The sequence below is a fragment of the Prevotella sp. oral taxon 317 str. F0108 genome (assembly GCF_000162415.1).
Taxonomy (GTDB): Bacteria; Bacteroidota; Bacteroidia; order Bacteroidales; family Bacteroidaceae; genus Prevotella; species Prevotella conceptionensis.
This window is the reverse complement of the sequence record NZ_GG740072.1, coordinates 541547-562927: the sequence shown is the minus strand read 5'-3', so window position 1 is coordinate 562927 and position 21381 is coordinate 541547. Positions and strand designations below refer to the sequence as shown.

Sequence of the window (21381 nt, the reverse complement as noted above, 5' to 3'; positions counted from 1 at the left end):
AAAATTGAGTCATGCACAAGGTTGCAATCGTTATTCTGAACTGGAATGGGCAGTCGATGCTGGCCCAATATCTGCCTTCCGTTATGCGCCATTCGCGTAACGATGCGGCGGTTTATGTTGCCGACAACGCCTCTACCGACAACTCATTGGCCTATCTCACCCAACATTTTCCCCATTGTCAAACCATCGCCTTGGAAAAAAATTGGGGATTTGCCGAAGGCTACAACAAAGCTTTGGCACAAATAGATGCCGAATACTACGTGTTGCTCAATTCCGATGTTGAAGTTACCCACCAATGGCTAACGCCGCTCATCGAAGAGATGGACGCCCACCCCGACATAGCGGCCTGCCAACCCAAACTTTTGGCCATGCACGACAGGGAATCGTTTGAATATGCCGGTGCGTCGGGCGGTTTTATCGACAGCTTGGGCTACCCCTATTGCCGCGGTAGAATATTCGAACACGTTGAGAAAGACGAGGGACAATACAACTACCGCCAAGAAATACATTGGGCCACTGGTGCTTGCCTCATGGTGCGAGCCAAAGACTATTGGGCAGTGGGCGGCCTAGACGCTCGTTTCTTTGCCCACAACGAAGAAATTGATCTCTGCTGGCGACTAAGACTTAGGGGCAAAAAGATATTCTGCATTCCCGAAAGTGCGGTTTACCACGTAGGTGGCGGCACGCTCCCCAAGGTAAACCCAATGAAAACCTACCTCAACTTTCGCAACAATCTAACCATGCTTTACAAGAACCTGGCCCCTTCACAGATGCGTAAGGTTATGGTTTGGCGACTATTCTTAGACTATGTTGCGGCCTTCCAAACCCTCGTCTTCAACAGAAACTGGGGCGACTTCAAGGCCATTATCAAGGCGCGCCGCGACTTCAACAAATGGAAACACAGCTTTGACACCGCCCGAGAAGAAATACAAAACACCAAAACTATACACACCGAAAACCCCAATAGCCCTTTCTCCATCCTGTGGAAGTATTATGTAATGGGCAAGCACACTTTCCACGCGCTACCACAAAAGTAAGCAAAGGTCTTCTCCCGCAACAGCTGCAAGGGCGTGGGCAACACCCCATACTTGCTATTATCCCCCTGTTCCACCTTAAAACTCAAAAACCATAAGCAGCTCATCTTAAAAGCTCCAAAACACACAAGCTTATCAACTCACCAACACAAAGTTTAAAATATTTCTTTTATTTTACAACATCGCTCTATTTTTCATTCCATTCTAGCGCAAAATTAGGCTATAAAGTAGGCAAATATCCACTTTTTGTAACCTTCCACACCTCATATTTTGTCTATCTGTGAGAACAAAACCTGCATTTTGCACCATTTAGCCTTTCTAATTTGGATGCCAGCTCGTAATTTTCCAAGCCCAATTACCCACTTTTTAGCCCCTAAACCCCACTTTTTAGCGGCCATTTTGCCCTTTTTAGTCATGTTTTTGATGGATTTAAAAGGTTTTGTTTATACCATTGCTGTGTATATTTATGCTTTTCGTCTCGCATTTAGCACCATTTTACCTTGCGTTTAGCAGCAAAACACCTTGCATTTTGCACCAAAACGCACTGCATTTTGCATCAAAACGCACTGCGTTTAGCGGCATATTACACTGTGTTTAGCACCAAAACGCACTGCATTTAGCAGCAAATGGCAAAACAAATGGCATAAATGACGGTTATTTTAAATAAAAATTCATTTTGGTGCATTCACAGGCTAACTCCTATTTACATCGAAACAAACTCTCGCGAGAATCGATTTTTTGCGGCGAGGTTGAAGATTGGTTGGCAGAAAGGGCACTAATAATGTTAAATTTCTTACTGAAAACTAGACAAAGAAGATTATGCTGCTTACAACGCGCACAGGAAAATGGCACGGAAAACACATACGCGTGCTGCCGCCAACGCGTGCGGTTGCAGGGATGCCGCTCTTGGCCAACGGAGGCAGCATCGAGGAAAAGCAGAAGTTATTTGCCATTGACTACCAGTTTTCCAACTTGTAGAGAAATGCGTGGAATGACTTCTGCAAGGTCAAATTTTGAGTCCCAACCACGTTTTGTCACAAACAAATGAGGCAGAATTTCAGATTTTATCGTATCTTTGCCCAGTAATACATGAGTGGGGCGTTTATCTTGGTTCTACAGCACAAAGACAATAAACTTCTCTCAATTTATAGAAACATTAAAAGCCAGGGCAACTTCAATATGGAGACCAGCCCCACGCCGCTAATAGTAAAATCTCTTTCAAGAATCATTCGCCGAACATTTTTGTTAAGACACAACCTTGTATTGGTGAGCCTATAATGAACCAGGGAATAAGAGCATTAAATTAACAATCATACGGATAGCTAAATTGTATTAATTATGAACAGAAACATTCTTTTAGTTGGCCTGCTTTTTGCATTTGTGCCAACAAGTATCTTTGCCCAAAAGCAGCGTTCGCAAGCATTCAGGGATAAGTACACCCTTAAAGAGGCTGTTATCCTTAGTAGGCACAACATACGTGCACCACTTTCTACAAAGGGAAGTTTGTTGGAACAAGTTACTACGCATCCTTGGTTCAAATGGACAGCAGGAGCCAGCGAACTAACAACTCGTGGGGGCGCATTGGAAAATCAGTTCGGCCTCTATTTCCGCAAATGGTCAGTAGATGCTGGTCTTTTCAAAGAGAACGCCACACCATCCCATAACGAGGTAATCGTTTACGCCAACAGTATGCAACGCTGTATTGCAACAGCCAATTATTTTACAACGGCACTCTTCCCTGTGGCCGACGTTCCTGTTAACCACCGTTTCGTGCCAAGCAAGATGGACCCCATCTTCTTCCCGCAACTTACCAAGTCGAGCAAGTCGTTCAGGGCACAAGCCATGAAAGAGATTGCCGCCATGGGTGGAAAGAAAGGTATCGTTGGTATTAATGAAGGTTTGAAGGAAAGCTACGAAATTACAGCCAAGGTTCTCGACTTGAAGGATTCGCCTGCATGCAAGGAAAAGAATTTGTGCGCTTTCGACAACTACAACACTCAGCTCATCCTCGACAAAGGTGATGAACCACGCATGAAAGGTTCATTGAAAGATGCCACTACCTGCTCGGATGCGCTTATCCTGCAATTCTATGAAGAACCAGATGCCAAGAAAGCTGCCTTCGGACACGACATTACTCTCGACGATTGGACAAAGATTTCCAAGATTAAGGACGTTTACGGCGACGTGCTCTTCACAGCTCCCGTAGTCGCTGTCAATGTGGCCCATCCACTTCTCGTCTACATGCGCGACGAACTAATGGATAAAGACCGCAAGCTGGCTTTCCTCTGTGGTCACGACTCTAACATTGCATCAGTAACGGCCGCTTTGGAAGTTGAACCATACGACCTACCCTATTCGATTGAGAAGAAAACGCCCATTGGCTGCAAGCTTGTTATCGAAAAGTTTGAAGGAAAAGACGGGAAAATGTATTGCGACATCAACCTTACCTACCAGTCAACCGAACAATTACGGCACATTGCGATGCTTAGTCTCGACAATCCCCCACAGATTTTCTCGCTTTCATTGAAAGGATTGCAGAAAAATGCAGACGGACTGTATCTGCTTAAAGATGTAGAGGGAAGATTTATGAAGGCCATTCGTGCCTACGACAAGATTGAGGACGAGCTTTAAAAGGCTCCTTAGATTTAGAAACATGAACAAGAAACTATTGCTTGCATTTGCTGCCTGCCTTTACATGGGGGCCGCAAGTGCACAAGAAAAGCTAGAAATCAAGGTTACGGGGCGCGCCCTCTTTGATGCAGCTACTTACACCCAAAACGCCCAGGCAAAGAGCGAAGACGGCAAGATGAACGAGGGTGTTGGCATTAGGGACATGCGCGTTGGCTTAAAGGCCACCTACGGCAAGTGGTATTTCCGTGGAGATGTTTCATACTCCAACAATAAAGTGTCCTTGAAAGATGTGTACCTACAATACAGTTTCAACGAGAACAACTTCTTGCGTGCCGGTCACTACACTGCACCATTCGGACTTTCGTCGGCTTATAGTTCGGCAAAGAAAGAGTATCTGGACGAGCCTGAAGGCAACATCTACCAGCCGGGGCGTCGCATTGGTGTGATGCACACCATTGCCAACCACAACCTGTGGCTCCAATATGGTGCATTTGCCGACAACTCGGCCCTAACAACCAGCACGGATAAGTCTGGTCCACAGGGCTACACGATTTCTGGAAGGTTTGTCTATCGCCCCATCATGACCGATGCAGGCGGTTTCCATGTTGGTTTCAGTGGCATGCACGTTAAGGCAGAGGCCGTAAAGGAAGGCGAACATGCCCACATAAAATACGACAAGAAGTACCTAACAGCAGTAGACAAGCGTACTGCCACGGCTATTGACATTACTGATGCACGATGGGAAAACAAGTTCACAGCCGAGTTCCAAGGCATTTGGCACAACTACCAACTTAGCAGCCAATACTATTGGTCGCATATCAGCCGCGACGAAAACAAAAGCTACAATACAGATGGTTTCTACGTTTCGGCACGTGGCATCATCATCAACCCGGCAGACTACAAGTATAACTATGCGTGCTCTGGCGTTGACAATCCTGCCGACAAGAACCTTGAATTGATGTTAGGCTTTGGGTATCTGAACTTGAAGGATGCAAAAGCATTGGCCGATGCTCCAATAGCTGGCATGGCCAAAGCTGGTCGCATGTCCGACCTTAGTGCTGGTCTTTCTTTCTTCTGGAACAAATATGTCACCTTGCGCCTGAACTATCATTACATACATTCGCACACATGGGATCAACCCACTGCTAAGGTGGTGAATGTCGTACAGATGCGTGTTCAGTATATGTTCTAATTACATAGTTTTAAAATCAGAAACATACAAAGTACGGTTCTCGTACAACTAAGCTAGATTACGCCAGCTACCGCATAATGGTAGCTGGCGTATCGTTTTTTCATCAGCAGGCCTATACAAATACAAAGGTTTAAATTCCATCGACAAACAACACATCGCGCATAGAAAACGACAAAATAATAAGAGAGGTTACACAACTTGTGTACCTCTCTTATTATTATCCGCTCTACTTACAGAATTAATCCATATAGAATTGAACAGGGATATTAGCCGTCAAAGGCGAATGAGATTTCTTAACAGGAGCGTTTGTACAAACCTGCGGAATAATACCATTGGTAGGCAAGAAACCATTTGGCAGATCCTTACGGTAAAGCACATCTTTGCGATAATGAGCCTCTGCTCCTTCGGCAATGCTCATACCAAGCATTCCACTGCGCCAATCCCCATCGTTGTCTACCTCGTTCATCACATCCACAAGTTCTGCACAATCAGATGGGACAGCAACTTTTCCCGCTTGCATATCTTGCAACTGTTTAATCACGCGTTGCATCCACTCTTCGTTGCATTGATGCGCTTTGTCTACGGCAACGATGGTAATCGCATGGAATGCCTCCCCTACTTTGTGGCCAGGTTTGTACAGTTCTGATTGTGCCGCAACAACTCCACGATACACAATTGGACCCTCACTATACTTTCTTCTCCACTTATCTTTGCCAAACCAAGGTGCCTTTCCGGCAACAGCCTTGAAAAATTCGCTATCGACACTGTGGGGTGTCTTCATATAAGGTTCAAGCTTAGAGAGATTGGTACAATTCTCATGGCCATTTCGTATTTCCTCCTGCGTAGTACTCCTTGGATGCTTAAATTACCAAAACATCACCCACTTACAACGAACGCCCGATTGCTATTAACAATCGGGCGTTCGTTGTAAGTGCAGCGTTCTTTCGCCTTATCTTTGATACTTAAAGCGTTTGATACTCTTCTTAGGCGTTTTCTCAAATTCTTCAGCATGGATTTCAATACTTGACAACTTACTATACGCAGGCAATATCGCGTTTAGTTGTTGACGGTTCTGTTCCATCAAGTTCACAAGGTCGTCGTTGTTCAATCCCAGGTTCTTAGCCTCATCAAAGTCGGGGAACACTAGGCCGACAAGCTTGTCGCCATCTTGTACCACCACGCTTTCAGTAACCATCGTCATCGAATTGAGCTTGTCTTCTATCTCCTCTGGATAAATGTTTTGTCCATTCGACCCAAGGAGCATATTCTTAGAACGACCTTTGATAAACACATTGCCTTCGGCATCCATCAATCCGAGGTCGCCCGTATGGTACCAACCGTCCTTATCAAGCGTTTTGCGTGTTGCCTCCTCATTCTTATAGTAACCCAACATCACATTCAAACCACGCGCCAAAATTTCGCCAGGTACGTTTTGTGGGTCGTGACTATCTATTTTCACCTCCATGTGAACCACAGCTTTGCCGCACGACGTGGGAACAAAGTCCTTATAATCGGCGTAAGTGATGATGGGTGCACATTCGGTTGCGCCATAACCAACAGTAAAGGGCAAGTCGATGCGTGTGAGGAAAGTCTCAACTTCGCGGTTGAACGCCGCTCCACCAATGATAATCTCATAGAATTCGCCACCAAAAGCCGCCGCCACTTGTTCTTTAATCTTTTGGTTTATCTTCTTGTTTATCACAGGCATATTAAGCAACAAGCGCATCTTGTTGTTCTGTATTTTTGGGAAAACACGCTTCCTAATAATCTTTTCGATAACCAATGGCACGGCAATAATCACCTTGGGCTTAATCTCGGCGAACGCTTGAGCGATGATGGCAGGACTAGGCATGCGATTAAGATAATAGATGTGGCATCCACAACAGAACTCGAAAATAAACTCGAATGCCATGCCATACATGTGAGCCATAGGCAGAATGCTGATGATGTGGGCACCCGGCGACACATGCGGACCTAGCACGCCCATGGCGAAGTCTAAGTTGCTCCACAGTGCGCGGTAGGGAATCATCACACCTTTCGAAAAACCTGTGGTGCCGCTTGTGTAGTTGATAAGCGCCAGTTCGTCGGGGTTCTCCTCTATATAATAGTTCACATGCTCCTTACGGAAGTATTTTGGGTACTTCTTTCCAAACATTTCATTAAGATGTTCACGTGCGTAAGTAAGCTTATCGGTACGCGAAAGCACCAACGAATAGTCGGGAATGTAGATGATACCTTCAAGTGCGGGCATCTTGGTAGCGTCTATCGTAGTTGCCACCACATCGCCCACAAAGAGCAACTTGGCCTCCGAGTGGTTCACGATGTTGTGCATTTGGTCGGCGGTAAACTCGTGTAGCACGGGTACGGCCACTGCGCCATAGGTGAGCGTTGCCAAAAAAGCCACCGCCCAGTTAGCACTATTGCGCCCTGCAAGGGCAATCTTGTCGCCCTTTACTACCCCGCTGTTTTCGAAGAGAATGTGCAATTTCTCTATCTTGCGCGCCACATCATGGTATTGTAGCGTTTGCCCTTTGAAGTCGGTCAGCGCATCAAGGTCCCAATGGTCTATGATGCTCTTCTGAACACAGGCATTAAAGCTAGGTATCTTTTCCATATTTGTTTGCTTTTAAACGTTATACTTGGTTTTGGTGCTAACCTTTAACCGCTATTCTCTGTTTATCGTTCTTTATTATAAATATAAATAGGAGTCGGCATCACACGTTTTGGTAAAGGTAGCGTTTTATGCTACGCTTGGGGGTTTTTTCAAACTCTGTGTCGTGCAACTTAATGGCCGACAGCTTGCAGTAAGTGGGCAAGATGGTGTTCAACTCGTGTCGGTTTTGTTCCATAATGGCCTCCAATTCTTCGGGCGAGAGGTCAAGCGATGCAACTTCTTCCATTTCGGGATACACCAAACCCACTAGTTTATCGCCCTTTTGTACCACAAGACTCTCGTTAACCAAGGTCATCGAGTTGAGTTTATCCTCAATTTCCTCCGGAAATACGTTCTGTCCATTCGATGCCAGCAGCATATTCTTAATGCGCCCGCGTATATAGATGTGTCCATCGGGGGCCATCGTGGCCAAGTCGCCCGTGTGATACCATCCGTCTTTATCTAATACTTGCCTCGTTGCCTCCTCGTTCTTATAGTAACCCTGCATCACATTGATACCGCGCGCCACTATTTCGCCTGGAACATTTAGCGGGTCGTTGCTCGCAATCTTTACTTCAACGTGTCGAACAGGCATGCCGCACGAACCTGCGGCAAACTGACTTTGGTCGGTAAAGGTTAATACGGGTGCGGTTTCGGTGGTGCCATACACCACCGTGATGGGGAAACCAATATCTGTAAGAAAGTCTTCTATCTCCTTATTAAGACTAGCACCGCCCACAATCACTTCGTAAACATTTCCTCCGAAGAGGTCACGAACCATCTGGCAAAGGCTGCTTTTCACCTTCCTGCCTATCACTGGCATGCTGGTCAGCAACTTAATGCGATTGTTTTGCACCTGCGGAAATATCTTCTTACGTATAATCTTGTCTACCATCAGCGGCACTGCCGAAACGATAGCAGGCTTTACTTCGGCCATAGCTTCAACGATAAGCGAGGGCGAAGGTTGGCGTGTAAGGAAGTGATTGTGCGCTCCAACGCAGAGAGCCAATAAGAACTCGAACATCTGCCCATACATGTGCGCCATAGGCAATATGCTCAATATGTTACTACCTGCTGGCACATGCGGTGCCAACTCGTGCATCATGAAGTCGAGATTACCCCACAACGCCCTATATGGCAACATCACACCCTTAGAAAAACCCGTTGTTCCACTGGTGTAATTGATGATAGCCAGCTCTTCGGCATGGTCACAATGGTAAGCCACATGCTCCTTACGGAAGAACTTAGGATATTTCTTACCAAACAATTCATTAAGATGTTCGCGCGCAAACGACAGCTTTTCCGACTTGCACTGGCGCAGTGAGAAATCGGGAAGGTAAACAATGGCCTCGACGTTAGGCATCGGTTCCATCGTTAGGTATGGCGCAACAACATCGCCCACAAAGAGCAACTTCGACTCCGAGTGGTTAACGATGTTATAAATCTGTTCGGGTGTAAACTCGCTTTGCACAGGAACAACTACCGCGCCGTAAGTGATAATGGCCAGATAAGCCACTGCCCAATGCGCACTATTTCGTCCGCAAAGTGCAATCTTGTCGCCTTTCACGATGCCGCCACTTTCGAACAGTATGTGTAACTTCTCTATTTTGCGTGCCACATCGTGGTATTGTAGCGTTTTCCCTTTATAGTCGGTAAGGGCATTAAGGTTCCAATGGTCCTTGATGCTCTTCTCGATATAGGCATTAAAGCTGGGTATTTGTTTCATTGCACATATTTCTTAATCTTGTGCAAAGATACAACGTTGTTTGCACATTCCCAAAACTTATGTGCAATTTGTGGTTTAATCTAGTAAATTATTCTGCTGTAACTCGTTCGTTCTATGCCTTTCATTTTCGATGGAAGCGGCCGTTATGCCAAGCCTACTTCCTTTCGTTCAACATTGCAATGAGCTCGTCGCGCCTTTCGCAACTGAACACATGTACGCGGTTAGGCGTATGCACCACCACCATTTGGTCGCCGTTTTTTACGTATGCCCGATACCTTCCCAAGCTGCGATTATAAAACAAACCATAATGGCCAAAGAAGAAAGAGATGCCCCAAAGGCGCAAGTCCAGTCCTATTTCGTCTTTGGTCTCCACCTTGGTGATAGAGTTTAACGGTATTCGCACCTTACCTATCTGTCGATGAATAACAAGTGCAGAGTCATCTACCGTAACTTTTCGTATCTGTAAACAAAAGGCATAGAGCACCACAAAAACGCAAGCGGCGAAGATAAGCAGATAGGTGAAGAAACGACCCGAACCGAGATCGCTACGAACCATTCCGCCCATGCAAGCCATAAAGGCACCGTGCATAAGCACCATACCTATAATGGTGGTTACAAGCATAAACTTTGAATAGGGCGAACGAAATGTCAATGTATTCATTTTTATTATCCGTTTTGTTTTATTTGGTTGCACAGGATGGGTAGTTTAAATCTCGCTTAGTTCTAACCAACGCATGCTCTTCTCGTCCAATTCATCTTTCAGCACGGGCAAGCGTTTGCTTTTCTCCGTTATTTCGACCACCGACAACGTGCCGCTAGAAAGTTGCGCCTCTATTTCAGCTTGCTCGGATTCAAGCGCGGCAATGTCTTTGCCCAACTGTTCGAACTCCGTTTTCTCCTTATAAGTTAGCTTGCGCTTGGTTTCGTTGCGATAGGCAGGTTTCTCTTTCTTCTCAACAGGCGCGGGCTTACTTTCTGCTTGCGATGCCAATTGGCTCCATTGGCGATACTGGGTATAGTTGCCAGGGAAGTCTTGTACCTCTCCCCCACCCTTAAACACCAAGAGATGGTCTACCACCTTATCCATAAAATAGCGGTCGTGGCTCACAATGATAACGCAACCGGGGAAGTCTTGCAAATATTCTTCAAGCACTTGCAGTGTCTTAATGTCCAAGTCGTTGGTGGGTTCGTCTAGTACAAGGAAGTTGGGATTGCGCATCAACACCGTACAAAGGTACAATTTTCGTTTCTCGCCACCACTCAACTTATATACATAGTTATACTGTTCTTCGGGCGAAAACATAAAATGCTGCAAGAATTGAGATGCCGAAAGGTGTCGGCCACTGCCCAAATCAATGTATTCGGCAATGTCGGTAACAACGTCTATCACCTTTTTTTGTTCGTCAAACTTCAAGCCTTCTTGCGAGAAATAGCCAAAGCGAACGGTTTCGCCGATGTCGAAACGTCCGCCATCGGGTTGCACCTCGCCAAGCAACATCTTAATGAATGTAGATTTTCCCGTACCATTGTTGCCCACGATACCCATCTTCTCGAAACGTGCGAAGTTATAGTAAAAGTCGTGAAGGATAACTTTTTCGGGCGACCATGCTTTGGAAACATACTGGCATTCGAATATTTTAGAGCCAATGTAGACATTGCTGCTTTTAAGGCGCACTTGCCTTTCTTCAATGCGCTGCTTGGCCTTGGCCTCCAATTCGTAAAACGCATCTTCGCGATACTTCGCCTTATGGCCGCGCGCCTGTGGCTGTCGGCGCATCCAATCCAGTTCGCGCCGATACAAGTTGTTGGCATGTTGCACCTCGGCACGCGCATTGTCTAGTCGTGCTTGCCGCTTTTCCAAGTAATAGGCATAGTTTCCCTGATAGGTGTAGATGGTGTTATTGTCTAGTTCAACAATCAAGTTGCACACGCGGTCCAGAAAATATCGGTCGTGTGTAACCATGAGCAAGGTTTTGTTACCTCGCGAAAGAAATCCCTCCAGCCATTCAATCATCTCCAAATCAAGGTGGTTGGTGGGTTCGTCTAGTATCAGGAAGTCGGGCTCGGTAATAAGCGTGTTGGCCAATGCCACGCGCTTTTGCTGTCCGCCACTAAGCTCTCCCATCGGCTGGTTCAAGTCGGCAATTTTCAGTTGCGTAAGTATCTGCTTGGCTTTAAGTACCTTATCGTCGTCACCTTGATGGTTAAAGCAAGCGTCGAGCACGGTTTCCTTAGGGTCGAACGTGGGCGATTGCACCAAGCAAGCCACGCGTAAGCCGTTGCGATAGATAACCTCGCCACCGTCTTTACCCTCTTCGCCCATCAGTATAGACAGCAGCGTAGACTTCCCTGTCCCATTTTGGGCAATCAGTCCTACGCGTTGTCCCTCGGCAATAGCGAACGAAATGTTTTCAAACAGCACCTTTGCACCAAATCTCTTGGTGAGGCTCTGCACGTCTAGCACAGGTTTCGGGTTTGCCATAAGTTTTATTGGGCCTCTATTTTTTTGTTTATTTCGTCAATGTAGTTAAGCAGTTCTTCACGCCCGATGCGCTTTTCTGAGCTGGTTATGAAGTAAGGCGGCAGTTCTTCCCACGAGTCTTCCAGCTGTTTCATCCACTTCTCGGCATTCTGTTTGGCCTTTACCAAACCCAGCTTGTCGGCCTTGGTAAACACGATGGTAAAGGGAACTCCACTCTCGCCAAGCCAATCAATGAACTCGCGATCAATCTTTTGCTGTTCGTGCCTGATGTCGATTAGCACAAAGAGGTTTACCAATTGTTCGCGTTGAAGGATGTAGCTAGAAATCATTTGTTGCAGTTTCTGCTGCACGGTTTTAGATCTCTTGGCAAATCCATAGCCAGGAAGGTCTACCAGATACCACGAATCGTTGATGATAAAATGGTTGATAAGTAGCGTTTTGCCAGGCGTGGCCGACGTTTTGGCCAAGCCCTTGTGGTTGCAAAGCATGTTTATGAGGCTCGACTTGCCCACGTTTGAACGGCCAATAAAGGCATACTCTATCTTGTTGTCTGTGGGACAAAGCCTTATCGAGGGGGCTGAAAGGGTGAAAGCCGACTTCTTGATGTCCATAAGTTCCGTAATTTTGTACCTTATATATAGGGTGGTAAAAGTTCGTGGGGCGTTACCCCCTGCAAACAGCAAAAGGACGTATCCCATACATCTATATATGGCATTGTACTGGTTGTGCGATTCCTGCCTTAACAACTGCCATATTCATTGCAAAGTTAGTGAAAACAATTGGTTTTCCTGCTTTTCGGGTAAGAAAACATAGCGCAGATAGGTATCAAATGGCTACCGAATGGCACAACGATATAGACCCATCTATAACTAACGATAGATAAAAACAATAAGGTATACATTGGAGAATTAAGAATAAAAGCCTAACTTTGAAGAAATAAATCATGCAGATATGACCGCACAATATATCGTCATCGCCGCCATTATAGCCATCGCCATTGGCTATGCGGCTTATAAAATATACGAAACTGTTAGCAATGCTAACAACCCTTGTGGGGGCTGTAAGGGCTGTTCTATGGGCCAACAGCAGCCCGAAAACGGCTTGCCAGACGAGAAAAAGCCTACTTGCGACCACAAAATGTAGAAAACATTTGGTGTTCCGAATAATTATCTATACCTTTGCATCGCATTTAACAAAAGGGTACCTTGGCCGATCGGTTAGGTAACGGTCTGCAAAACCGTGTAGGGCAGTTCGACTCTGCCAGGTACCTCAACAAAATGGGAAAGTTCTTCATTGAACTTTCCCGTTTTATTTTGATTTTAATTTACCCGATTGGCATTATTAAGGCTCAGCGGAAGATTATTAACGAAGTAATGCTTTGTTGAGCCATTTATAGCAGGTTGTAAGATTAGTGATATTGGCTCAACAATCAAACAAAATCTGCACAGGCCAAAATGTCCGATTTGGTTTAAAACACAAGTCAAAATAAATTTCCAAAGGAAACCTTAAACCGGAATCGGTTATTACGTATTTTCAAAAGCAAAGTTCTAGGAAGTTCTTCATTTATTATTTGAAATACGACCGGCGAGTTAACTCTTTGCGCGTGTTCAGCGTTTTCTTCAGCAGAATGAAAACGATTTATATAATAACCGATTTGGGTTACACATCAATTTGTCTTGGCTTTTAGTATTTTGGCCTATGGGTCAGAATCATCGCAACAAAAACAGGTTTTGCACGCCCTTTAAGTAACGTACAAAACCTGCTTTTGGTATTGTTTAAAGAGCCACTAGGGCCGCTTTAAGTGTTTAGCTTAGTCTAACCACTTCACGTAAGCGAAGTCTTGGCGATGTGGCAGAAGGTCGTTCTTGGGGTACATCCTCACACAACTTCTATACGTACCTGCGTTAGAAGGCTCTATTTCGGCCTCGAAGGTGAAGAGATTACCCTCGCGTTTAACCATCTTAAACTGATGTGTGCTGTACACTTCGCGTTCTGAGTCGCTTTGTTCGTTGTTCAGCGAAACAAGTTCCAGACCTACGGCATCATCCAAACCTTGTTCGTCGATAACATAGCGTATCTTGTACTTCATACCCGTTTCGCCTCCGTTCTCCAAGAACGAAGTTTCTTTCGAAACCACGTGGATGCCATCCCAGCGTTCGGCAACGGCCTCTTTCCACAGCGAAATCTTCTTGGCCAATTCGTTGTTGTTGGCCAACAACTCGGCAGAACGCTTTGCCTGACGGTTATAGAACTTGTCGAAGTAGTCGTCGAGTTGACGTTTCATCGTGTAGTGAGGTGCGATAGTGGCAATCGAATTCTTGATAACATGAATCCACTTCTCGCTATAACCTTTCTTGTTCTTCTTATAGTACATCGGGATAATCTCGTTTTCGAGCAATCCGTAGATGGTAGCTGCGTCGAGTTTATCTTGATACTCTTGGTTTTGATAGGTGCGTTTCTCGTCCAAAGCCCATCCTGCGCCTTCGCGATAGCCTTCAACCCACCATCCGTCGAGTACAGAGAGGTTTACTACACCGTTTAGTTCGGCCTTCTCGCCCGAAGTTCCCGATGCCTCCAAGGGACGTGTGGGCGTGTTCATCCAAATGTCTACGCCAGATACCAAGCGACGAGCCAACTGCATGTCGTAGTCTTCCAAGAAAATAATCTTGCCCAAGAACTCTGGCCGCTGGCTTATCTCGAAAATACTCTTAATAAGGCCTTGACCTGCGCCGTCGGCGGGGTGAGCCTTACCAGAGAAGAAGAAGAGTACGGGATGTTCGGGGTCGTTAACTATCTTAGACAAACGCTCAATGTCGGTAAAGAGTAAGTGTGCGCGCTTGTAAGTGGCAAAACGACGGCAGAAACCAATCATCAATGCGTTGGGGTTGATGCGTTCGAGCAGCGAAACAACGCGCGAAGGGTCGCCTTGGTTTTTGAGCCAAGTTTCAGTAAACATCTCGCGGATAAAACGAACAAGCTTGTTTTTCAACGCCATGCGCGTGTTCCAAATCTCCTCGTCGTCTACATTGTAGATGCCATGCCAAATCTTTTCGTTGCTTTGGTCGGACATGAACGAAGGATCGAAGTACTTATCGTAAAGCTTACGCCATTCGGTAGCGGTCCAAGTGGGCAGGTGAACGCCATTGGTTACATAGCCCACGTGGTTTTCTTCGGGGTAATAGCCTTTCCAAATGGGGGCAAACATCTTTTGGCTAACCCATCCGTGCAGGCGACTAACGCCGTTAACCTCTTGGCAAGTGTTGCAAGCGAACACCGACATACAGAATCTTTCATCGTGGTTATTGGGGTTTTCGCGGCCCATACCGATAAACTCGTCCCACGAAATGCCCAGGCGTGAGGGATAGCCACCCATGTACTTGCCGAACAAATTCTCATCGAAATAGTCGTGTCCAGCAGGTACGGGCGTGTGAACGGTGTAGAGTGAAGAGGCGCGAACCAGCTCCATTGCCTCGTTGAAAGGCATACCTCCATCAACGTAATCGCACAAACGTTGCAGGTTACACAGTGCGGCATGACCCTCATTGCAATGGTAAATCTGCTTTTTTATGCCCAGTTTCTTCAACGTTAAGATACCACCCATACCCAAAAGAATTTCTTGTTTCAGGCGGTTTTCGTTGTCGCCGCCATAAAGGGCGTGCGTAATGGGGCGGTCGTATTCAGAGTTCAGCTCGTTATCCGTGTCAAGCAAGTATAGGCTAATGCGCCCAACGTTCATGCGCCACACGTAAGCGTGAACCATATAGTTCATGTAAGGCACGTCTACAACCACAGGATTGCCGTTCTCGTCCAGCTGTCTTACCAACGGAAGCGAGTTGAAGTTCTGTGCGTCGTAGTTGGCAATCTGCTGTCCGTCCATGCTCAACGACTGCTTGAAGTAGCCATATCTGTACAAGAACCCGACGGCACACATGTCGACATTGCTGTCTGATGCCTCTTTAAGGTAGTCGCCGGCGAGCATACCCAAGCCGCCCGAATAGATTTTCACCACTTGGTTGATGCCGTATTCCATGCTGAAATAAGCCACCGAGGGGCGTTTGCTGTCGGGTTTTACATCCATATACTTGCGGAACATGGCGTACACGTCCTTCACTTTCTTCATCAGGGCCTTGTCCTTCACGATTTCTTCCTTACGGTCGTAGCTCAATCGTTCGAGCAACATCACGGGGTTGTGTCCCACTTTTTCGTAAAGCGTTTCGTCGAGGCTCTTCCACATGTTGCGTGCCTCATAGTTCCAAGCCCACCACATGTTGTGTGCAAGCTCGTCCAGACATTTCAGTTCTTCCGGCAGTCGCGACTTAATGGAAAGTTCTTTCCATACCGGATCATTTGAATAATCGGCTTTAATCTTCATAATTTCAGTTCAATTATTGAATAATGTTGTTTCTTCATCTTATTTTGTTCGTTCTTCCGCCTTTCTCAACGCAATGTCGTAAGCGTCTTCGTAATAGGCGATGAACTTTTTCCAAAGGGCTTTCTTCGAAAGGTTTCTTGCCTTTTCCCTTGCTTTCGCTACCTGTGTCTTGGTCAACAAGGTATAGTTTGCAACCGCATCCTTTATCTCATCGGCCACTTCGTGGTAGTTATAATCGGTGCGATGCACAACCTTTACGCCGTTTTCAAGACTGTTTTCTGCCTTCTCTTCGGCCAAAACATGTTGTGCCCAGATGCCAAACCCAGCCAAATCGGTAGTAATGCAAGGTATGGAGAAAGCCACAGCTTCGAGAGGCGTGTAACCCCAAGGCTCATAATACGAGGGGTAAACGCAGAGATCGTTACCAAGGATGAGGTCGTAATAAGGCATATTGAAGATACCATCGTTGCCGTTGAGATAGCAAGGAACAAAAATTATCTTTACCTTATCTTGCTTATTGTTCGCAAAATCCAACGAACGCATCATCGACAAGGCCTTGTCTTGATCCATGTTATGCAGCCAATGGGTGAGCATGGGACATTGTAGGGGTGTGTCGAAAGTGGTATTGGCCTTTGCTTTCAAGCGTTCGGCGAGGTCTTCGCGTGCGTTTCCCACCCAAGCGGGCACATCTATAAAGGCCACAACCTTCTTGTTCAGCCGTTCGTCGAAACGCAAACGGTTCATGGCATCAATAAAAACGTCGATGCCTTTATTTCTAAATTCGTATCGGCCACTAGTAGAAACGATGAGTGTATCGTCGTCGAAGGTGTCGCCCGTAAGACAATTCGCCACGCGTAACAACTCTGCACGTGCACGTTTTCGCTTGGTTGCGAAGGCATTAGACTTCGGAACAAAGTCGTCTTCAAATCCATTTGGCAGCACCACATCAACCTCTTTGTCCAGCAGTTCGCGGCATTCGTTGGCTGTGATGTCGCTAACGGTGGTGAAACAGTCAACGTTCCATGCCGTTTGTTTCTCTATCGAATGCTTGCTTTGCATGTTTAATTCGTCGGCCATTAGGTCTCCGTTGTAGGCAAACAGATATTCGTAGAGGGGCTTGTTGTTGCCGGCAATACTTCGTCCGATGCTTGTTGCGTGGGTTGTAAATATGGTTGCAACCGCTGGAAGGTGCTTTCTTACGTACAACAGACCCAATCCGGCCATCCATTCGTTACCATGATACACCACTTTTTCGTTCTTTCCTACCTGGTAACGGAAGAAACTCTCTACCACTTTGGCCGCTGCATACGAGAACATCGACGCCTCGTCGTAATCTCCATAGCCGTGCAAACTGTCCACTTGGAAGTCTTCCCACAGCTCCGTATATATCTTATCTTTCTCTGAAAAGAAGGGTTGAAAGTCTACCAACACAGCAACAGGCGAGCCAGGAACATCCCAACGACCCACCTTAACGTTCAAACCATCCGTCCGAGCTTGCTTTACCCAATCGGCATAAAGGCTATTCACTTCCTGAAAACCTGTGTTCTCTCCATTCAAGAGCGGCCCTACGAAGATTATCCTGTCGGGCATTACCGCCTGTAAAGTCCGTGCCCGTGTAGAAAGAACCGTGTAAATCCCGCCAACCTTGTTACATACTTCCCAACTTGATTCTAGAATATAGTCGGGGAATAGCTTTTTTCTATTCATTTATATATATAAAATATTGTTGCAAAGATAGCATAAATTTTAGACAACGCCCAAGTTATAGTTCATTAATTTGCTAAAAGGTGGTGTATACTTGATTTAGATTGGGTGGGCAAATGCACGTTAGGGCTTGTGTTAGAAAGCCCACAACTGGGATATATTCGGCCTCCCTTATGTTCAAAATGCGCATATAACAAGGTGCTCGAGCCTGCCGACACAAGCCACACTCCTTACAACTGATTGCACAAGTCGGCGAAACTGGCCTGTAAATAGTTGGGGATAATCACCTTAGTATATTGATTTATCACCTCAACGGAGTTTGAAGTGGCCAGTCCCACAAGCGGCATACCAGCCGACTTAACAGATTTAAAGCCATTAACACTATCTTCGAAAGCCACGCACTCGGTGGGTTTCACCCCGAAATAGCTTGCTCCAAGCAGATAACAATAGGGGTCGGGCTTGCTTTTGGCAAAGTCTTCGGCCGTGAAAACGTGGTCGAAAAGTGCCTTAAAGTTGGGATGTTGGTCATAAACCTGCTGCATTTTTTCTTTGTTGCTGCTTGTAACAACGGCCGTATTAACGTTAAGCTGATGCAATTGGGCAATGAAATCCTCAAAACCAAGCACATATTCAAACTTCATATCGCGCTCGAATACGTTAAGTTCTGCTGTTATTTCGTTCTGCAAATCAGGTTTATCAGCAAAGTAACGCTCATAAATCCATGTCAAAGTTTGTCCTTTAATGCTGGTGGCCAATTGAGGTTCGTTGGGATAATGGCGTGCAAATACGGTGCTCCAGAACGCCGTATATTGTGGTTCTGTGTCGAAAACGACACCATCCAAATCAAAAAGAGCTGCTTTTTTGTAACTCATATTCTCTATGTTTTAAAGGAAAATCCATCATATCATCCTACACGGGGCCTGGTGCGATGTCATTGCAAACAAAGCCATAAAGCCTGCCCTACCCTTTCTTTACTTGCGAACATACATGCCGGCATTTAGGTTTGCGATAAATTTTTCGCCCTCTTCAAACCCCTCTTCGTAAAGCTTTTCCAGCTTGTTCGTGTCTTTTTCAATTCTGCCCACATCCATAGGGCGTTGCGGACGAATACAAACTATTCGCCCTTCGCGCTCCAAATCTTCGGCCAATTGCAGCTGTGCGTTGTACACTTCAAGCCTTCTGCTTAGTGCAACCCTCAGTCGCGGATACTTCTTATATATAAAATTAGGTATCTTATGGTCTTTTCCCGTAGCCCTAAACCCATAGTTGCGTGTCATCACCACCACGTTAAAGTCGTGTCCTGTGTCGATAGCTCGTTGCACGGGTATGCTGTCTACGATGCCGCCGTCAAGCATGGGAATGCCGTCTACCTCTACAATTTTACAAACAAAAGGTAAACTGCTCGATGCCCTAACCACATCAAGCGCGCGTTGCTTGTCGTTTTTCTCCGTCAGGTACATTGCACCGCCTGTCAAGCAGTTGGTAGTAACCATTTCGAATGTTGTTCGATTGCTGAAATAAGCATCGTAATCGAAAGGCAATAGCTCATTGGGAAACTTGTCGTACAGCAAGTCTTGGTCGAATATACAACCTTGCGTAACCAAGTGGCGTAATCCCAAATAATCGTAACGGGCCAGAAAGTCGATATTTGAAAGTCTTGCCCTTCTTGGTTGCCAGCTCATATACGACATGCCGTTGCAGGCTCCGGCGGACACTGCAACAACATAATTAAATCGCAAGCCATGTTTCATAAAAGCGTCTAAAACACCGCTGGTAAACACCCCGCGCATGCCTCCGCCTTCAAGAACTAAGCCCGTATTTGCCCCTATTTGCATAAAACACTTTAAATTTTAGGGGCAAAGTTAATAAAACATGCTCATTTTTTCATATCTTTGCGTACAAATGTTTTAAAACTAATTATCATGTTCAGCAAGGAAACTTACATCCGTAGGCGTACCGAACTTAAAAAGTTGGTACAAAGTGGTGTGATTGTCATTTTTGGCAACAACGAATCACCATGCAATTTTCCCAACAATGGATACTATCCATTCCGTCAAGACTCGTCGTTCCTCTACTATTTCGGCGTACAACGCGATGGACTTGTTGGAGTAATCGACATTGACAACAACGCCGACACACTCATTGGCGACGACATCGACATTGACGACATCGTGTGGTATGGGTCGGTTGACAGTGTAAAAGACTTGGCCGCGCAGGTGGGCGTAGAGCATTCGGCCCCTATGAAACACCTCAAAACCGTTTGCCACGATGCCATTAAGCAAAAACGGAAGATACATTTCTTGCCTCCCTATCGGCACGACATCAAGTTGCAGATATTCGATCTCCTAGGCATTCACCCCAACCAACAAAAGGATGCTGCCTCTATGCAACTTATCAATGCCGTGGTGAAAATGCGTTCGGTAAAAGAAGACCAAGAGATTGAAGAACTAGAAAGGGCCTCTGAGATTGGTTACCTGATGCACACCACAGCCATGAAACTGATAAAGCCCGGCGTAACAGAGAAGTATGTGGCAGGACAAGTCAGCGGAATTGCCGGCTCGTACGGTGCAATGGTAAGTTTCCCCACAATCTTTTCGCAACACGGAGAAATTATGCACGGCAATCCTTCGATGGCCGTCCTAGAAGAAGGCAGGCTGGCCTTGTGCGATTGTGGTGCCGAAACGATTAACAACTACTGTTCGGACAACACGCGTACAATGCCCGTTAGCGGCAAGTTCACACAACGCCAATTGGAGATTTACACCATCGTTGAGGCTTGCCACGACCATGCGCTCGAGCTTTCTAAACCCGGCGTAAAGTATTACGATGTGCACATGGGTGTTTGCCGCATGATGACCGAACGCCTGAAAGAGCTGGGACTAATGAAGGGCGACACCGACGAGGCGTTGGCAGCTGGCGCACATGCCATGTTCCTGCCCCACGGACTTGGACACATGATGGGCATGGATGTGCACGACATGGAGGCGTTAGACCAAAAATACGTGGGCTACGACGAAGAAATACAGCCTTCTACCCAATTCGGCACCTCGGCCCTGCGCATGGCACGCCGCTTGGAAAAGGGATTTGTGGTTACAGATGAACCAGGAATATACTTCATTCCCGACCTTATCGACGATTGGCGAGCCAAAGGACACTGCAAAGACTTCCTTAACTTCGACCTCATCGAAACTTACAAAGACTTCGGCGGCATCAGATTGGAAGACGATGTGCTGATAACCGACAATGGTTGCCGCATGCTTGGCAAGCAAATCATACCCTACCACCCCAAAGACGTGGAAGAGTATATGGCCAAACACCGCGTGTAAGAACTACGCAAATGCCAGCAACGCCGGCACACACCTAAAAGGATGCCCACACGGGGGTGCGCCCTTGTGTGCGGCATCTCTTTATAAGGGCAGGCCAATGTCTTCGCTTATGCAACACAACTTTAAGCATGCAAACAGCAAATAGTGGCAGCCCCGAACAAACATGGCCGCATTTATAATGCCCACAACATAACAAACAAACCTACCGCGAAAGTGGTTAAGAACATGGTTTCAATTAACAATTTAAATATTTAAAAACAA

Annotated in this window: 16 protein-coding genes and 1 tRNA gene; 7 read left to right on the top strand and 10 right to left on the bottom strand. The window is 46.2% G+C overall.

From position 1 onward, the window contains the following. Nucleotides 1-11: 11 nt before the first annotated feature. The 4 genes from HMPREF0670_RS02015 (at nucleotide 12) to HMPREF0670_RS02005 (ending at nucleotide 4857) form a co-directional block, all read left to right on the top strand. Nucleotides 12-1037, top strand: a complete 1026-nt coding sequence (locus HMPREF0670_RS02015) for a glycosyltransferase family 2 protein (RefSeq protein ID WP_009229493.1) — start codon at nucleotides 12-14, stop codon at nucleotides 1035-1037. Between the two features lie 816 nt (nucleotides 1038-1853). Continuing rightward, entirely contained in the window at nucleotides 1854-2012 is a 159-nt protein-coding gene (locus HMPREF0670_RS16140) for a hypothetical protein (RefSeq protein WP_009229492.1), read from the top strand. A 360-nt stretch (nucleotides 2013-2372) separates the two neighbouring features. Continuing rightward, on the top strand, nucleotides 2373-3665 hold the full coding sequence (locus HMPREF0670_RS02010) for a histidine-type phosphatase (protein WP_009229491.1): 1293 nt from the start codon (nucleotides 2373-2375) through the stop codon (nucleotides 3663-3665). Nucleotides 3666-3687: 22 nt separating this feature from the next. Further along, nucleotides 3688-4857 carry a porin gene (locus HMPREF0670_RS02005; protein ID WP_009229490.1) on the top strand — a complete coding sequence of 390 codons (1170 nt, stop codon included), beginning with the start codon at nucleotides 3688-3690 and terminating at the stop codon, nucleotides 4855-4857. Nucleotides 4858-5095: 238 nt separating this feature from the next. Here the strand turns inward: HMPREF0670_RS02005 and HMPREF0670_RS02000 are convergent, their stop codons facing one another. From HMPREF0670_RS02000 to yihA, 6 genes are all read right to left on the bottom strand, one after another. Further along, nucleotides 5096-5638, bottom strand: coding sequence for a hypothetical protein (locus tag HMPREF0670_RS02000; protein ID WP_009229489.1), 543 nt, complete (start codon nucleotides 5636-5638; stop codon nucleotides 5096-5098). A gap of 168 nt (nucleotides 5639-5806) precedes the next feature. Further along, nucleotides 5807-7471: an AMP-binding protein gene (locus tag HMPREF0670_RS01995; RefSeq protein WP_009229488.1), complete on the bottom strand. Its 1665-nt coding sequence runs from the start codon at nucleotides 7469-7471 to the stop codon at nucleotides 5807-5809. Between the two features lie 100 nt (nucleotides 7472-7571). Next, a complete protein-coding gene (locus HMPREF0670_RS01990) occupies nucleotides 7572-9236 on the bottom strand; it encodes an AMP-binding protein (protein ID WP_009229487.1) in 1665 nt (554 codons plus the stop codon). A gap of 154 nt (nucleotides 9237-9390) precedes the next feature. Next, nucleotides 9391-9897 (bottom strand): PH domain-containing protein, encoded by a 507-nt coding sequence (locus HMPREF0670_RS01985; protein WP_009229486.1) that lies wholly within the window; start codon nucleotides 9895-9897, stop codon nucleotides 9391-9393. 45 nt (nucleotides 9898-9942) lie between these two features. Next, nucleotides 9943-11718, bottom strand: a complete 1776-nt coding sequence (locus HMPREF0670_RS01980; protein WP_009229485.1) for an ABC-F family ATP-binding cassette domain-containing protein — start codon at nucleotides 11716-11718, stop codon at nucleotides 9943-9945. A gap of 5 nt (nucleotides 11719-11723) precedes the next feature. Then, complete coding sequence (gene yihA / locus HMPREF0670_RS01975) at nucleotides 11724-12329, bottom strand: ribosome biogenesis GTP-binding protein YihA/YsxC (protein WP_009229484.1); 606 nt, start codon at nucleotides 12327-12329, stop codon at nucleotides 11724-11726. A 340-nt stretch (nucleotides 12330-12669) separates the two neighbouring features. Between yihA and HMPREF0670_RS01970 the strand changes: the two genes are divergently transcribed. Together HMPREF0670_RS01970 and HMPREF0670_RS16135 are read left to right on the top strand one after the other, a co-directional pair. Then, nucleotides 12670-12861, top strand: coding sequence for a FeoB-associated Cys-rich membrane protein (locus tag HMPREF0670_RS01970; RefSeq protein WP_009229483.1), 192 nt, complete (start codon nucleotides 12670-12672; stop codon nucleotides 12859-12861). Between the two features lie 56 nt (nucleotides 12862-12917). Further along, nucleotides 12918-12988: transfer RNA gene (locus HMPREF0670_RS16135), tRNA-Cys, on the top strand. A gap of 540 nt (nucleotides 12989-13528) precedes the next feature. Here the strand turns inward: HMPREF0670_RS16135 and glgP are convergent. The 4 genes from glgP to HMPREF0670_RS01945 form a co-directional block, all read right to left on the bottom strand. Further along, on the bottom strand, nucleotides 13529-16090 hold the full coding sequence (gene glgP / locus HMPREF0670_RS01960; RefSeq protein ID WP_009229482.1) for an alpha-glucan family phosphorylase: 2562 nt from the start codon (nucleotides 16088-16090) through the stop codon (nucleotides 13529-13531). 39 nt (nucleotides 16091-16129) lie between these two features. Next, nucleotides 16130-17797 (bottom strand): glycogen/starch synthase, encoded by a 1668-nt coding sequence (locus HMPREF0670_RS01955; protein WP_044077604.1) that lies wholly within the window; start codon nucleotides 17795-17797, stop codon nucleotides 16130-16132. A gap of 227 nt (nucleotides 17798-18024) precedes the next feature. After that, nucleotides 18025-18666, bottom strand: a complete 642-nt coding sequence (locus HMPREF0670_RS01950) for an HAD family hydrolase (protein ID WP_009229481.1) — start codon at nucleotides 18664-18666, stop codon at nucleotides 18025-18027. A gap of 99 nt (nucleotides 18667-18765) precedes the next feature. Continuing rightward, complete coding sequence (locus tag HMPREF0670_RS01945) at nucleotides 18766-19629, bottom strand: patatin family protein (RefSeq protein ID WP_009229480.1); 864 nt, start codon at nucleotides 19627-19629, stop codon at nucleotides 18766-18768. Nucleotides 19630-19716: 87 nt separating this feature from the next. Between HMPREF0670_RS01945 and HMPREF0670_RS01940 the strand changes: the two genes are divergently transcribed. Beyond that, nucleotides 19717-21120, top strand: a complete 1404-nt coding sequence (locus HMPREF0670_RS01940; RefSeq protein ID WP_044077603.1) for an aminopeptidase P family protein — start codon at nucleotides 19717-19719, stop codon at nucleotides 21118-21120. Nucleotides 21121-21381 lie beyond the last annotated feature (261 nt).